At 63.9% G+C, this 13,406-nt stretch carries 12 protein-coding genes; 4 read left to right on the plus strand and 8 right to left on the minus strand.

Going from position 1 to position 13,406, the window contains the following annotated elements; genetic code table 11:
• The 4 genes from leuC to prmB form a co-directional block, all read right to left on the minus strand.
• Positions 1-1,404 carry a 3-isopropylmalate dehydratase large subunit gene (leuC, locus tag J2T57_RS04080; protein WP_253474645.1) on the minus strand — a complete coding sequence of 468 codons (1,404 nt, stop codon included), beginning with the start codon at positions 1,402-1,404 and terminating at the stop codon, positions 1-3.
• A 65-nt stretch (positions 1,405-1,469) separates the two neighbouring features.
• Entirely contained in the window at positions 1,470-2,651 is a 1,182-nt protein-coding gene (locus tag J2T57_RS04085) for an MFS transporter (RefSeq protein ID WP_253474648.1), read from the minus strand.
• A 45-nt stretch (positions 2,652-2,696) separates the two neighbouring features.
• Positions 2,697-3,797, minus strand: coding sequence for a chorismate synthase (gene aroC, locus J2T57_RS04090; RefSeq protein WP_253474651.1), 1,101 nt, complete (start codon positions 3,795-3,797; stop codon positions 2,697-2,699).
• A gap of 3 nt (positions 3,798-3,800) precedes the next feature.
• Positions 3,801-4,727 (minus strand): 50S ribosomal protein L3 N(5)-glutamine methyltransferase, encoded by a 927-nt coding sequence (gene prmB, locus J2T57_RS04095; RefSeq protein ID WP_253474654.1) that lies wholly within the window; start codon positions 4,725-4,727, stop codon positions 3,801-3,803.
• 164 nt (positions 4,728-4,891) lie between these two features.
• Between prmB and J2T57_RS04100 the strand changes: the two genes are divergently transcribed.
• Positions 4,892-5,548 (plus strand): SCO family protein, encoded by a 657-nt coding sequence (locus J2T57_RS04100; RefSeq protein WP_253474657.1) that lies wholly within the window; start codon positions 4,892-4,894, stop codon positions 5,546-5,548.
• A 16-nt stretch (positions 5,549-5,564) separates the two neighbouring features.
• The gene (gene asd, locus J2T57_RS04105) at positions 5,565-6,473 is read left to right on the plus strand and encodes an archaetidylserine decarboxylase (protein ID WP_253474660.1); all 909 of its coding nucleotides are present in this window, start codon (positions 5,565-5,567) and stop codon (positions 6,471-6,473) included.
• Positions 6,474-6,725: 252 nt separating this feature from the next.
• Here asd and J2T57_RS04110 read toward each other — a convergent pair whose 3' ends face one another.
• The 4 genes from J2T57_RS04110 to efp all read right to left on the minus strand — a co-directional run bounded on the left by J2T57_RS04110 (position 6,726) and on the right by efp (position 10,445).
• Positions 6,726-8,195: a ferredoxin reductase family protein gene (locus tag J2T57_RS04110; RefSeq protein WP_253474663.1), complete on the minus strand. Its 1,470-nt coding sequence runs from the start codon at positions 8,193-8,195 to the stop codon at positions 6,726-6,728.
• 139 nt (positions 8,196-8,334) lie between these two features.
• Positions 8,335-8,799, minus strand: a complete 465-nt coding sequence (locus tag J2T57_RS04115; RefSeq protein WP_253474666.1) for a GlcG/HbpS family heme-binding protein — start codon at positions 8,797-8,799, stop codon at positions 8,335-8,337.
• Between the two features lie 100 nt (positions 8,800-8,899).
• A complete protein-coding gene (gene epmA, locus J2T57_RS04120) occupies positions 8,900-9,868 on the minus strand; it encodes an EF-P lysine aminoacylase EpmA (protein ID WP_253474668.1) in 969 nt (322 codons plus the stop codon).
• Positions 9,869-9,878: 10 nt separating this feature from the next.
• Positions 9,879-10,445: an elongation factor P gene (gene efp / locus J2T57_RS04125; RefSeq protein WP_253474671.1), complete on the minus strand. Its 567-nt coding sequence runs from the start codon at positions 10,443-10,445 to the stop codon at positions 9,879-9,881.
• 124 nt (positions 10,446-10,569) lie between these two features.
• On the opposite strand from efp, the gene epmB reads away from it, so the two are divergent.
• Both epmB and J2T57_RS04135 read left to right on the plus strand, forming a co-directional pair.
• Positions 10,570-11,577 (plus strand): EF-P beta-lysylation protein EpmB, encoded by a 1,008-nt coding sequence (epmB, locus tag J2T57_RS04130; protein WP_253474674.1) that lies wholly within the window; start codon positions 10,570-10,572, stop codon positions 11,575-11,577.
• A 53-nt stretch (positions 11,578-11,630) separates the two neighbouring features.
• Positions 11,631-13,385 (plus strand): cyclic-di-GMP receptor FimW-related protein, encoded by a 1,755-nt coding sequence (locus J2T57_RS04135; RefSeq protein ID WP_253474677.1) that lies wholly within the window; start codon positions 11,631-11,633, stop codon positions 13,383-13,385.
• The last annotated feature ends 21 nt before the right edge of the window (positions 13,386-13,406 follow it).

A 13,406-nucleotide genomic window follows, 5' to 3' on the forward strand; every position in this document is an offset into this window, starting at 1 on the left:
TCAGAAGCTCCTCACGTCAACAAAGTGGCCGGCTACGGCAGCCGCCGCCGCCATTGCAGGACTCACGAGATGGGTACGGCCGCCCTGGCCCTGACGCCCTTCGAAGTTACGGTTGGAGGTAGAGGCACAACGCTCCCCCGCCCCGAGCCTGTCAGCATTCATGCCCAGGCACATGGAGCAGCCGGGCTCGCGCCACTCGAATCCGGCGTCGAGGAAGATGCGATCCAGCCCCTCCTGCTCGGCCTGACGCTTCACCAGTCCGGAGCCTGGAACCACCAGGGCGAGCTTGATGGTGTCGGCGATCTTGCGGCCCTTGACCACCGCCGCCGCCGCGCGCAGATCCTCGATGCGGGAGTTGGTGCAGGAGCCGATGAAGATCTTGTCAGGGCGGATTTCCGTCATCGGCGTGCCGGGTTCAAGGCCCATGTACTCGAGCGCCCTTGCCATGGACTGACGACGGGTGGGCTCGGTTTCCTCGAAGGGGTTGGGCACGCGGCCACCAATGGGAACCACCATTTCCGGCGACGTACCCCAGCTCACCTGCGGCTCGATGGCGGTGGCGTCAACATGCACGACCTTGTCGAACTCGGCATCCGCATCGCTGTGCAGTGTCCGCCAGTAGGCAACGGCCTTGTCCCAGTTGTCGCCCTTCGGGCCGAACGGCCGATCCCGGAAGTATTCGATCGTGGTGTCATCCACGGCCACCATGCCGAACTTGGCGCCGGCCTCGATGGACATGTTGCAGACAGTCATCCGCCCTTCCACGGACAGCGCACGAATGGCATCACCACCGAACTCGATGGCATAGCCGGTACCGCCGGCGGTGCCGATCTGGCCAATCACCGCCAGCACGATGTCCTTGGCGGTGACCCCGGGACCAACCTGGCCATCGACACTCACCAGCATGGATTTGCTCTTCTTCTGCACCAGTGTCTGGGTGGCCAGCACATGCTCGACTTCCGAGGTGCCAATACCCTGAGCCAGGGCACCGACCGCGCCATGGGTGGATGTGTGGGAATCGCCACAGACAACGGTCATGCCCGGCAGGGTTGCACCCTGCTCCGGCCCGATGACATGGACAATGCCCTGCCGCGGGTCATTCATGTCGAACTCGGTGATGCCGTAGATCCGGCAATTTTCGTCCAGCGTGTCCACCTGCAGGCGGGACACGGGGTCGGCAATGCCCACGCTGCGATCCGTGGTGGGCACATTGTGGTCGGCAACCGCGAGGTTTGCGTCGATGCGCCACGGCTGACGGTCGGCGAGCCGCAACCCCTCGAAGGCCTGGGGCGAAGTCACCTCGTGAACCAGGTGCCGATCGATGTAGATCAGCGCCGTACCGTCGTCGTTGTCCTTGACGAGATGGGCATCCCAGAGTTTGTCGTACAGGGTTTTTCCGCTCATCGTTTGCTCTTCGCGTTGGGTTTTGCCAATGGTTCGATGGACAAATGCTAGCCGGCCATTATACCTCATGATTCTGATGAATTATTGCCGCGCTCGCCGGCGGCATTATCTGCCGGCAGGCTGAACCAGGCGATGACTGCAGCAACTGCCGCCATGACAGCCGCCAGGTGGAAGACCCAGGTGCCGCCGATCTCGTCCCAGAGCAGGCCAGCAACCAGGCTGCCCACAGCCACCCCGGCACCGAAGGTGATACTGCTGTACAGCGCCTGCCCCCGGCCCTGGTTACGACCGATGAAATAATGGTTGACCATGCTGATGCCCACCGCATGGTAGACACCGAAGGAGGCCGCATGCAGGAGCTGCGCAAACAGCAGCAGTGGTAGCACATCCGCCAGCGCGCCGATCAGCACCCAGCGCAACGCTGACAGGGCAAGGGCCACCGTCATCAGCACTCTTGCACCCACCGCCGGCAACAAGCGGTGCATGAAGAAGAACAGCACGATCTCGGCAATCACGCCCAGCGCCCAGAGCCCGCCGATGGCAGAGCTGCCGTAGCCGTGGCCGGCAAGATGAATGCTGAAAAAGGCGAAGTACGGACCGTGAGACGCCTGCAGGAGGAAGCAGGCGAGGAAAAAACCGACCACCGCCGGACGGAAGAACACACGGACAATGGGTTCTGTCTGTCGCGCGCTGACCCGCATCGGCGCCTGCGGCGCGATCTGCGCCGACACCCAAAGGCCGGCGAACAACAGCAGCATGGCAGCGGGGAGCATGTCGATACCGAAGCGGTCGATCAGCTCGCCGAACAGCAGCACCGTGACGATGAAGCCGATTGACCCCCAGAGCCGGATACGGCTGTAGCGGGGCGCGGCGGCACCCAGATGATTCATGGTGTTGGCCTCGAACTGAGGCAGGGCGGCATTCCAGAAGAAACTGAAGGCCGCCATCACCAGGGCCAGCCACCAGAACCCCTCGCCGAGCAGCACACCGGCGAAACTGAAGAGTGCGAACAGGGCACCCATGCGCACGATGGCCATGCGCTTGCCGGTGACATCGGCGATCCAGCCCCAGATGTTCGGCGCGATAATCTTGGTGGCGTGGAGTATGGCAATCAGCTGCCCGATCTGGGCAGCGCTGTAGCCCTGGGCGTCCAGGTAGGGCCCCCAGTAAGGGGCAAGAACGCCCAGTACGGCGAAAAAGAAGAAATAAAAGGCGGACAAGCGCCAGTAGGGCAGAGCCGGCTGCACGCCTCCCCCACCTGCTGATGATTGCCCGGCCGCCTTCGCGACGGCCTAGCCCACCTTGCCGGGGATCGGTGCCAGCGGAGGCGTCACGTCCTGGTTCTGGCCACGATGGCGCAGGGCATGATCGGCCAGCACCAGTGCCAGCATGGCTTCGGCGATGGGTGTGGCCCGTATGCCGACACAGGGGTCGTGTCGCCCCTTGGTGACCAGTTCCACCGGTTCACCGGCCTCGTTGATTGTCTTGCCGGGCACCATGATGCTGGACGTGGGCTTGAGCGCCATGCTCGCCACCACGTCCTGGCCAGTGGTAATGCCACCAAGCACGCCACCGGAATGGTTGCTGAGAAAGCCGTCGGGGGAGAGTTCGTCGCGATGCTCCGTGCCGCGCTGACTGACACAGGCGAAACCATCGCCGATCTCCACGCCCTTGACCGCGTTGATGCTCATGAGTGCCGCTGCAAGATCCGCGTCCAGCCGGTCAAAAACGGGCTCGCCCCAACCCGGCGGGCAGCCCGCGGCCACCACAGTGACCTTGGCACCCACGGAGTCCAGATCCTTGCGCAGCTTTTTCATGTACTCCTCGAGCACGGGAACCTGCGCGGGGTCGCCACAGAAAAACGGGTTGGTCTCCACTACATCCCAGTCCACCAGTGGCAGCTCGATGGGCCCGAGCTGTGACAGGTAACCGCGGATACGCACGCCGTAGCGTTCGGCCAGCCACTTCTTGGCGATGGCCCCCGCCGCCACCCGCATGGCGGTCTCCCGGGCGGACGAGCGCCCGCCGCCGCGGTAGTCGCGAAAACCATACTTCTGGGTGTAGGTGTAGTCGGCGTGACCGGGACGGAACTTGTCGGCGATGTCGGAATAGTCCTTGGATTTCTGGTCAGCGTTCTCGATCAGCAGCCCGATAGGGGCCCCGGTCGTACGTCCCTCGAACACGCCGGAGAGAATCCGCACCTGGTCCGGTTCACGGCGCTGGGTGGTGTAGCGCGAGGTCCCGGGCTTGCGCCGATCCAGATCATGCTGCAGATCGGCTTCCGACAGGGCCATGCCCGGCGGACAGCCATCGACAATGGCACCGAGCGCAGCCCCGTGACTCTCACCAAAGGTGGTGACCGTGAACAGGGTTCCGAAGGTATTTCCCGCCATGTTCTAGTGCCCCGTATCGCTTTGTTCGGCTTCAGCAAGCTGCTCGGCCGTCAGGAGAAAGACGCCGTGACCACCGCGGCTGAATTCCAGCCAGAGGAACGGCAGCCCAGGCCAGGTCTCGGCGACCGCCGGCGCGCTGTTGCCCACCTCCACCACCAGAACCCCACCCGGACTCAGTCTCGCAGCAGCGCCCTTGAGAATGTCGCGTACCACGTCGAGCCCGTCGTCACCGGCCGCCAGTGCGGCACGGGGCTCGTGATGATACTCCGCAGGCAGATCCGCCATGTCCAGGGCATCCACATAGGGTGGGTTGCTGACGACGAGGTCATACCGGTGCCCTGCATCAAGCCCCTGGTAGACATCCGCCTGCACGGCATGCACACGATCCTCCAGGCCGTGGCGGCGGATATTCTCCCGCGCCACCTCCAGGGCGGCCGGGCTGTTGTCGGCGGCATCAACCGCAGCCTCTTCAAAGACGTGGGCACAGGCAATGGCGATGCAGCCACTGCCAGTGCCGATATCCAGCACCCGCTCGACACTGGCGGGCTCGATCCAGGGCTCGAAACCGGCCTCGATCAGCTCCGCGATGGGAGACCGGGGAATCAGCACCCGTTGGTCTACGTGGAATGACAAGCCGCAGAACCAGGCCTCGTTGATCAGATAGGGCAGCGGCATGCGTTCGTTGATGCGCCGCTCGACCAATCCGAGGAATGTCATGGCCTCGTCCCGGGTCAGCCGTGCATCCCAGTAAGGTTCAGGAATCACCGAGGGCAAATGCAGTGTATGCAACAGCAGGGTGGCGGCTTCGTCCAGCGCCGTGGCATTGCCATGGCCAAAGTGCAATCCGGCCTCGCCGAATCGACTGGCGGCCCAGCGAACGTAGTCGCGCATGGTCTGCAGGCTGGCAACAGCAGTTTCTTTGTCGAGCATGGCAAGGCCTGGTTGGTCTGTTGAGCTTTCCCGCCCGGAACGGGGGCGATAGCATACCGTATTCCCGGCGCCGCGGCGGAACCCCGGACTGTTCTGCTGGTCCATGCGGCGGGCAGGCGGAATCGCGCCCCTCGAAGACCAACCCTGAAAGGATCCCGACCACCATGAGTGACACCCGCTCCAGAGCCCCCCTGATTGTCACCGCCCTGGCTGGCGTGATCGCCCTGGCCGCCGGCCTGTGGGCGTCTACCACGCTGTTCGCCCCGGCCACTCTGGACACGGACAGTCTGCACGGCACCTATCTCAACGGCGGTCGGGACATTACCGAATTCCAGTTGATCGATCATCATGGCGAGCCCTTCACCCGGGACCAACTGGAAGGGGGCTGGACGCTGTTGTTCTTCGGCTTCACCAATTGCCCGGACATCTGCCCGATGACCATGCTGGAACTGGGGCAGGTCCGCCGCCTGCTGGCCGATGAAGGCGTGCCGGACGTGGACCGCGTGCGCGGCGTGTTCGTGACCGTGGACCCGGCGCGGGATACCCCCGAGCGCCTGCAGCAGTACGTGCCATCCTTCGATCCGCAATTCGTCGGGGTCACCGGGGCCCTGTCCGATATCGACGTGCTGGCGCGGGATCTCGGCATCGTCCATATGCGCCACGACGAGGAAGACGACGAGGATTACATGGTGGACCATGGCTCGGCGGTGCTACTGATCAATCCGGATGGGCGTCTGCAGGCGCTGTTCCAGGCGCCGCATCGCGCCCGGCAGATCAGCAGTGACATGGCGCAGATTCTCGCGCATCACGGCCGAATCTGATTCCGGGATGCCATTGATGAGCGAAAAACCAGCGGGGCGATACGTCAGTGAGTCGCCAAGCACAGCAGATTGGCTGAAGACCCTGCCGCTGTATCCGCTGCCTCACCATGCAATCTCTCGGCTGATTCACCGGCTGACACGCGTCAAGGCCGCCTGGTTTCGGAGACCGCTGACGCGCTGGTTCGTCCAGCGCTTCAACGTCGACATGCGCGAGGCTGAGCAGACCGATCCACTGGCCTTCCCCACCTTCAATGCCTTCTTTACCCGGGAACTGAAAGCAGACGCGCGTCCGCTGCCGGACGACAAGCATGCCGTCTGCTGCCCCGCCGACGGCGCCATCAGTGCCCTGGGGCCTTTATCCGGTGATCGGATCATTCAGGCCAAGGGTCATGACTACTCGCTGCGCACGCTGCTCGGCGGTGATGCGACACAGGCAGCCTTGTTCGAGGACGGCAGCTTCATGACGGTGTATCTGTCGCCCCGGGATTATCACCGGGTGCACATGCCTCTCAGCGGTTCGCTGCGTGAAGTCACCCATGTTCCCGGCCGCCTGTTCAGCGTCGGCCGCCATACGGTGAAGACCGTCCCCGGACTTTTCGCCCGCAATGAACGGATTGTCTGCCTGTTCGAAACCGCCCATGGGCCGATGGCAGTGGTACTGGTGGGCGCCATCAACGTGGCCAGCATCGAGACGGTCTGGGCAGGGGAAATCACGCCACCACGCGGTCGTGACATACGCGGCTGGCGCTACGAACCAGGCAAGATCAATCTCGACCGGGGCGAGGAGCTGGGCCGCTTCAACATGGGGTCCACCGCCATCGTTTTGTTCCCACCGGGTATGGTGGAGTTCTCCGCCGGGCTCCGGGCCGATGAGCGGGTGCAGGTCCGCCAGGCTGTGGGGACGGTGGTCGGCGGGGAGCAGTAGACAACACCGGTTCGGTGCGTTACGCGCAAGCGCTAACGCACCCTACGTGTCGGATCGGGGAACGTTGGGCCGGTACGCCACTCATGGACACGCCGTAAACCCATCCATGGGGGCTCGACAGCGACATCCCTGTCGCTGACGGTCCATGAGTGGCGCACCGGCCCAACGTTTGTGCCTTGGCTTGGGGCGGAATCGGCTTCACCTAGGGTGCGTTAGCGCTTGCGCGTAACGCACCGGGTCGACGATCCCCGATCACCCCCGCAAGGCGAAAAGGATCAGGCCCAGCAGCAGCCCAACGGTTGCCGCCAGGGCTGCGCGCAGGAAGTGGCCGGCCTTGCCGGCCCGATCGCCGAAGCGATAATGGAAATGCTCTGACAGGATACCGCTGCGGTGCACCCGGAAATCCCGCAGCAGCAGGGTTTCCAGCGCGTCGATCATGGCCGGCGGCCCACACACCGCCCACTGGGCGGCCTGGCGTAGATCCTCCGGCAGAGTCGATTCCAGCAGACGGCGGTCAATAAACCCTCGCTCCCCGCTCCAGCCCTCCGGCGGTTCCTGCAGCACCTGGTGCACACGCAGGTCGAGACTGTTCGCCATGTCCGACAGCTCGCCGGCATAGAGAATCTGCCCCTCATGACGATTGGCCTGGAAAAGGATGATGCGGCGTTTCGAACCGGCATCCCGCAGACCACGAAGCAGGCTCATCACCGGTGCCATGCCAACACCACCGGCGAGCATGATCAGGGGTCGATTGTCATCCGCGTCCAGCGTGAAATTGCCGTAGGGCCCATCCAGGTACACCTGGGTGCCCTCGGGCAACTGGCCAATGCGGTCAGTGAAGTCTCCCGCTTCCTTGATGGTGAACGACACCAGCGGCCATTGCGCCGGTGCCGAGCTCATGGAGAACGGATGCTCGGTAATGCGCCCTAGCGGCCCGCCCACCTTGAACCAGGCGAACTGCCCTGCCTTGTACTCGAGACGTGCACCGGAATGACCGCCGTCGGTGTCCGGTTCCAGGTCTACAGTCCAGGTGCGATCGGCCTCCTGTCGGACCGCAGCGACACGATACGGGCGCCGACGCTGCAACAGCGGCGTAACCCAGTGCACATGGATCAGGGCGATGACGGCGATGGCCAGTGCAATGGTCCAGACGCCTGCAAGCAGCGGCTCACCGCTGTAGCGTCCGGCCCAGACGGTGTGATGCCAACCCAGCACTGCCACCAGCAGCGCCCCCACCGCGTGGCTGATACGCCAGGCCTCATAACTCCAGGACAACTGGTCCCGAACCGCTGCCATGAGGACAACAATGAACAGCGCCAGCCATGCGATCAGGCCGGTGATTCCTGGCCAGGTGGTGAGCTGCAGCCAGGTCTCCCGATCCAGATCACCAAGGGGAGCGACAACCCCCATGGGCAGGGAGTAGAGAAACGGATGAATCAGGATGAACGCCAGCAGGACGTGGGCCATGAACTGGTGGAAGCGCATGATGCTGTCCATTCCGATGCGCCCCGACAGGCCCTTGTGCCGACCGGACAGCACGAACTCGGCAAGCAGCATGGCGAAAGCGACCAGCGCCATGCCCGAAGCCAACTCGTCCCGCACCGGCCGCGGCGCCCTGTCCTGCATGCCGGCGAGCAGCAGCGGCATCAGCATCAGCGCCACGTAGGCGAGCAGCAGCCCGGCACCCAGCCCCACCCCACTCCTGATGATCCGTTGCGACACGCAGCACCCCCCATTCGTTTTCTGTTGTTACCGGCAGCATGCTGCAGAGGTGCGGGGGCGGGCTTGACCTGTATCAACGAAAACGGCCCCGAAGCAGGCTTCGGGGCCGATCTCAATGCCGAGAGAACAGGCAAACGCCTCAGGAGGCCGCGTCGAGTCCCGGCTCGTATCCGGCGGCACGGACACCGGCGACAACGCAGGCTTCATCCGCGTCCGAGGTATCGCCGCTGGCACCGATGGCGCCAATCACGTGGCGCTGTTCATCCAGCACCAGGACACCGCCGCCTACCGGGATGAAGCGACCGTCAGAGGCGGCGGCCACGCCACTGAGAAACGCGTCGCGACCCTTGTTGCGGGCACCAATGGTGCCGCTGCTGATGCCAATGCCCAGAGACGCGACGGCCTTGCCGCGGGCCACATCGGCGCGCAGGATGCCGGAACCGTCCTCGCGATCCATCGAGATCACGTGACCGCCGGTATCCACCACCACGACAGTCAACGGCTGCAGTTTCTGTCGACGGCCTTCGGCCAGCGCTTCGGCGATCATCACGCGGGCTTTTTCCAACGGCAATGTGGTCTTGATGGGAAATACGTCAGCAGGCATGGCTACAACCTCCGAAATGACTTTTGGAAACAGTTTCCATTATACATGAGTCGAGGGCACTCCGTCAGGGCCCGACTTGCACGCGCCCGGCGGGCAACCCTCAACTGTGCTGGCTGGGAAAAGCCAGCACGTCTTCGATCCGCTTGATCCCCAGTGCAACCATGAACAGGCGATCAAGCCCCAGCGCGACGCCGGCGCAGTCTGGCAGGCCCGACGCCAACGCCCCCAGGAAACGCTCATCCATCGGCGGTTGATGCAGCCCCTCGGACCCCCGGCGCAGCAGGTCCTCGGCAAACCGCTGCCGCTGTTCTCCCGCGTCGGTGAGTTCCTGGAAGCCATTGGCGATCTCCATGCCTTCCAGGAAACACTCGAAGCGCTGCGCCGTGGGCGGTGAGCCCGGCTCGATCCTGGCCAGAGCAGCCATGGACACGGGAAAGGCGTGGATCACGTCAACGCATCCATCCTTTCCCAGCGTGGAGGCAATCCGGTGAGAGTGAACCAGATCAAGCAGGCCGTCCCGGCTCAACCCCGCAGGCACATCAATACCCAGCGCCCGGCCGGTGCTTGCAATCTGGTCCCCGGGATCGTTGTGGGGATCGATCCCGAACGGCGCGAAGACCTCGGCATAGGTATGCATGCGCAACTGCCTGGCGCCGGCGACGACCGTAATCAGTTCAACCACTTCATCGATCAGGCTTCGATAGCCCCAGCCCGGCCGATACCATTCCAGCATGGTGAATTCGGGGTTGTGGCGCGGACCCTGCTCGCCGCCGCGAACCACCCGGCAGATCTGCCAGATCGGGCCGCTTCCGGCCGCCAACAGGCGCTTCATGGGAAACTCGGGGGATGTATGCAGGTAATGCGACGGTTGCCGGGGGTCGCCGTGGAGACAGACCTTCGCACTAAGCAGTGCAGGGTCCGTGGCCGCCGCCGTGGAAAGCAACGGCGTCTCCACCTCAAGCAGACCTCGCTGCTCGAAGAACTGGCGCACGCAGCGGAGCAACTCGGCGCGGCGGCGGAGCGTGTCGAGCGTGGCAGTCGGTCGCCAGTCCACCGCGCCCGGCACCATTGGCTGCCGCCTATTTCACCCGGCTGACGTAGTCACCGGTGCGGGTGTCGATACGCAGCACCTCACCTTCTTCGATGAACAACGGCACGCGAACCACTGCACCAGTCTCGAGTGTGGCGGGCTTGTTGCCGCCGCTGGAGGTGTCGCCACGCAAGCCGGGATCGGTTTGGGTAACGGTCAGTTCGACGAAATTCGGCGGCTCCACCTGAAGCGGCACGCCGTTCCACAGGGTTAGCTTGCAGAAGTCCTGTTCCTTGAGCCATTTCGCAGCATCACCCACTGCTGCCTCGGCAGCGGCGATCTGCTCGAAACTCTGGGGATCCATGAAATGCCAGAATTCCCCGTCGGCGTAGAGATACTGCAGATCCGTCTCCATGACGTCGGCTGCTTCCACGCTGTCGCCGGACTTGAACGTCCTATCGATCACCTTGCCGGTTTTCAGGTTACGCACCTTGACCCGGTTGAACGCCTGACCCTTGCCGGGCTTGACGAACTCGTTCTCGACGATGGTGTAGGGATCATTGTCGAGCATGATCTTCAGGCCGGACTTGAATTCGCTGGTGCTGTAACTGGCCATTGCGGTACCTGTTCCGTCTAGCGGTGGAAGCGCCCGCATCCTAGCGGAAAACCACCATGTCGATCCACTCTTGGTTAGAATGGCGCTGCCAACGAAGCCACCCTTCCCACCGCCCGGAGCCCGCATGTCCAAAACGCTCGCCGTGCGCGATCACCACCCGAACTGGCAAAAGCTTTACGCCGACGCGGTTAGCGACCCGGCCGAACTGCTCCGGCTACTCGACCTCGAACCGGAACTCGCCAATGGCATGGACGACGCGCAGCGGCAATTCTCGCTGCGTGTTCCACGTGGCTTCATCGCACGCATGGAACCGGGCAACCGCCATGATCCGTTGCTGCTGCAGGTGCTTCCCCTGCCGCAGGAAACCGCGCTCCAGCCCACGCAATTCATCGACGACCCGGTGGACGATCATGCAGCCATGCTCGCACCGGGCCTGCTGCAGAAATACTCGGGGCGGGCGCTGCTGGTGGCCACTGGTGCCTGCGCCATCAATTGCCGCTACTGCTTCCGCCGCCACTTCCCGTATGCCGATGCCAACGCCGCAAGCGCAAACTGGGGGCCGGCACTGGAACAACTTGCCGGCGACCGGGACATCACCGAGGTCATTCTCTCTGGCGGTGATCCACTGGTGCTCTCGGATCGGCGCCTGCGGGCGCTCACCGACCATCTCCGGGAATTGCCCCACATCAGAACGCTGCGCATCCACACCAGAATGCCCATCGTGCTCCCGGAACGGATTGACGAGGGGCTGCTGGAATGGCTGACCGGATTGCATCAGCAGATCGTGGTGGTCCTGCATGGCAACCACCCGGCGGAATTCGATGCCAACGTGGATCGCGCCTGCGGGGCGCTGCGGGGCGTGGGCGCTACGCTGCTCAATCAATCAGTCCTGCTGCGGCGGATCAACGATCGCGCCGACACGCTGATTGCGCTGTCCAGACGGTTGTTCGAAGCGCAGGTCCTGCCCTACTACCTGCACGCACTCGACCCGGTGCGAGGGGCCGCACATTTCGACGTGCCTGATGGCAAGGCCCGGAGTCTTGTCGAGCAGATGCGCCGGGCACTGCCGGGATACCTGGTCCCCACCCTGGTACGGGAAACACCCGGGGAGCCGAACAAGACCCCCTTGTAGCCTGGCTTTCCAGCGCCGCATATACTGGCCGCCGGGTACAAACATAAAAAACCATGACGAAAAGTAGCGCAGCAACGGCAACCACCACGGGCTTCGCCAGCGTAAATCCGGCAAGGCTACCCGCCAGAGGCGCCAATCGGCAGTTGTTCGATGAACGCGCGTCGGCGGTAGCAAGCTGGCAAGCCGGCCTGCCCCTGGCAGACATTCCGGAAACGGCAAGACTGCTGATGGACGGGCTTGATCGCTTGCAGGGCGCGGGACTGTCGCCGGGGCGACGCATTGCCATCCTGCAGCAGCTGGAGACCACCGCCGACTACGTGGTCGATGGTCTGCGCCGACACTACCTGCATCAGAGCTTTCCGCTGCCCGGTCGATCGCAACGTGCCGCCAACCTGTCCCGACATCTGCGGGAAACCATGGCCCGGGGCTACCGATCGGCATTGCTCTATGCGGAGACCCGTGGCGGCCTGAGCAGTCGAAGCCGGACACTTGCCCTGACGGCCCTGGCCCGATGCATTGAACAGTGCCTGCTGGAAAGCTGGCTGGTTTACGAAAGCCCGCCCATCGGTGCCTGGCGGCTGCTACACAGCATTCGACTGGAAGCCAGACGCCTGGGCCTGAACGCGCGACGCTGCCGCATGCGCACGGCAACGGTGACACTTGATCAACTCTATCAGCGAGCGCTGCTGACCTCCGCGGCCGGCCCTTATCGCATGGCCCGCAGCAGGGTGCTTCGGGCCCACGAACTGCTGCTTCGCGTGGCCCCGGATGCAGTACTCACCGCCCAGGCCGGCAACAGCGCGGAGAGTCCGCTGTATTTCGTGGACACCGACGGCGATCACGGCCCGCAGCCGGTAATATCCAACAACACTGGCGACGAAGCACGATACCTGTATCTCGGCACCGCCGCTGTGGTGGACAGCCTGCTGGAGCAGGCGAGTCCACGAGGGGTGCTTTGGTGGCAACGGCGGCCAGCGGCCGACGATGCGCACCTGCTGCGTTCACTGGCCGCCGCCTATGGATCGCCGAGACGGCGCCACTACCAGCGCTCAGGCTCACGCACCCGGGCTGTGGTGATTGTGGGTCTGACTCACATCCATCGCGCCTTGTCACAACAGCAGGCAGACCAGGACATCCCCCATGCCGCATCACAATTCGCCGGGCGCAATCTGCAAGGTCACGATGACCACGACGTCTGGAACCTGATCTACCCCGCGGAAGACGGTAACGGCCTGGCTCTGCAGGATGACGACCAGATTGATCTTCCGGCACCTGCACCCACCGACCAGTCGGAACACTTCTGGCAACTGGTTAATCTGAGTGCAGGCGGTTATTGCCTGCTCAGCGAGCCCGATACCGCATCGCGGGCGCAGGTCGGGGAACCGGTACTGATAACAGAACTCACCGGGTCGGGCGAGGCTCCCCGGCAACTCGGCATCATTCGCTGGCTGCGTCGCGACCCGGACGCCGGCGGCCAGATAGGCGTGCAGATCATCGCGCCGGAACCTCACCCGGTCTACACTCGTGCCGAGCAGGCAGATGGCAGGCTGTCAGATCCGTCCCGCAGCCTGCTTGTGCCGGCAGTGAAGGTAACCCGGCAACCGGTCACATTAATGACGCCGCCACTGCACTACCATTCAAGCCGTCGTGTCAGCATGCTGGGGCAGGGTAAGTCGGCCTACATGCGGCTGACGCGGGAACTCGAGCGAACGGACGGTCTTGCCCAGTTCGTTTTCGAACGAACCGAGGGCGCCAGCCGGGAGGCGGCCGATTCCGACGCCAAGGACAATCTCTGGGCCGACATCTGAGCGCGGACGGCCCACTAAACC

Origin of the sequence: Natronocella acetinitrilica, assembly GCF_024170285.1 — a bacterium.
Lineage (GTDB): Bacteria > Pseudomonadota > Gammaproteobacteria > Nitrococcales > Aquisalimonadaceae > Natronocella > Natronocella acetinitrilica.

What these genes read in the sequence shown, in the direction of transcription:
- leuC (WP_253474645.1), bottom strand. Translation starts at nt 1,404, where the DNA reads ATGAGCGGAAAAACCCTGTACGACAAACTCTGGGATGCCCATCTCGTC.
- aroC (WP_253474651.1), bottom strand. Translation starts at nt 3,797, where the DNA reads ATGGCGGGAAATACCTTCGGAACCCTGTTCACGGTCACCACCTTTGGT.
- prmB (WP_253474654.1), bottom strand. Translation starts at nt 4,727, where the DNA reads ATGCTCGACAAAGAAACTGCTGTTGCCAGCCTGCAGACCATGCGCGAC.
- J2T57_RS04100 (WP_253474657.1), top strand. Translation starts at nt 4,892, where the DNA reads ATGAGTGACACCCGCTCCAGAGCCCCCCTGATTGTCACCGCCCTGGCT.
- asd (WP_253474660.1), top strand. Translation starts at nt 5,565, where the DNA reads ATGAGCGAAAAACCAGCGGGGCGATACGTCAGTGAGTCGCCAAGCACA.
- J2T57_RS04115 (WP_253474666.1), bottom strand. Translation starts at nt 8,799, where the DNA reads ATGCCTGCTGACGTATTTCCCATCAAGACCACATTGCCGTTGGAAAAA.
- epmA (WP_253474668.1), bottom strand. Translation starts at nt 9,868, where the DNA reads ATGGTGCCGGGCGCGGTGGACTGGCGACCGACTGCCACGCTCGACACG.
- efp (WP_253474671.1), bottom strand. Translation starts at nt 10,445, where the DNA reads ATGGCCAGTTACAGCACCAGCGAATTCAAGTCCGGCCTGAAGATCATG.
- epmB (WP_253474674.1), top strand. Translation starts at nt 10,570, where the DNA reads ATGTCCAAAACGCTCGCCGTGCGCGATCACCACCCGAACTGGCAAAAG.
- J2T57_RS04135 (WP_253474677.1), top strand. Translation starts at nt 11,631, where the DNA reads ATGACGAAAAGTAGCGCAGCAACGGCAACCACCACGGGCTTCGCCAGC.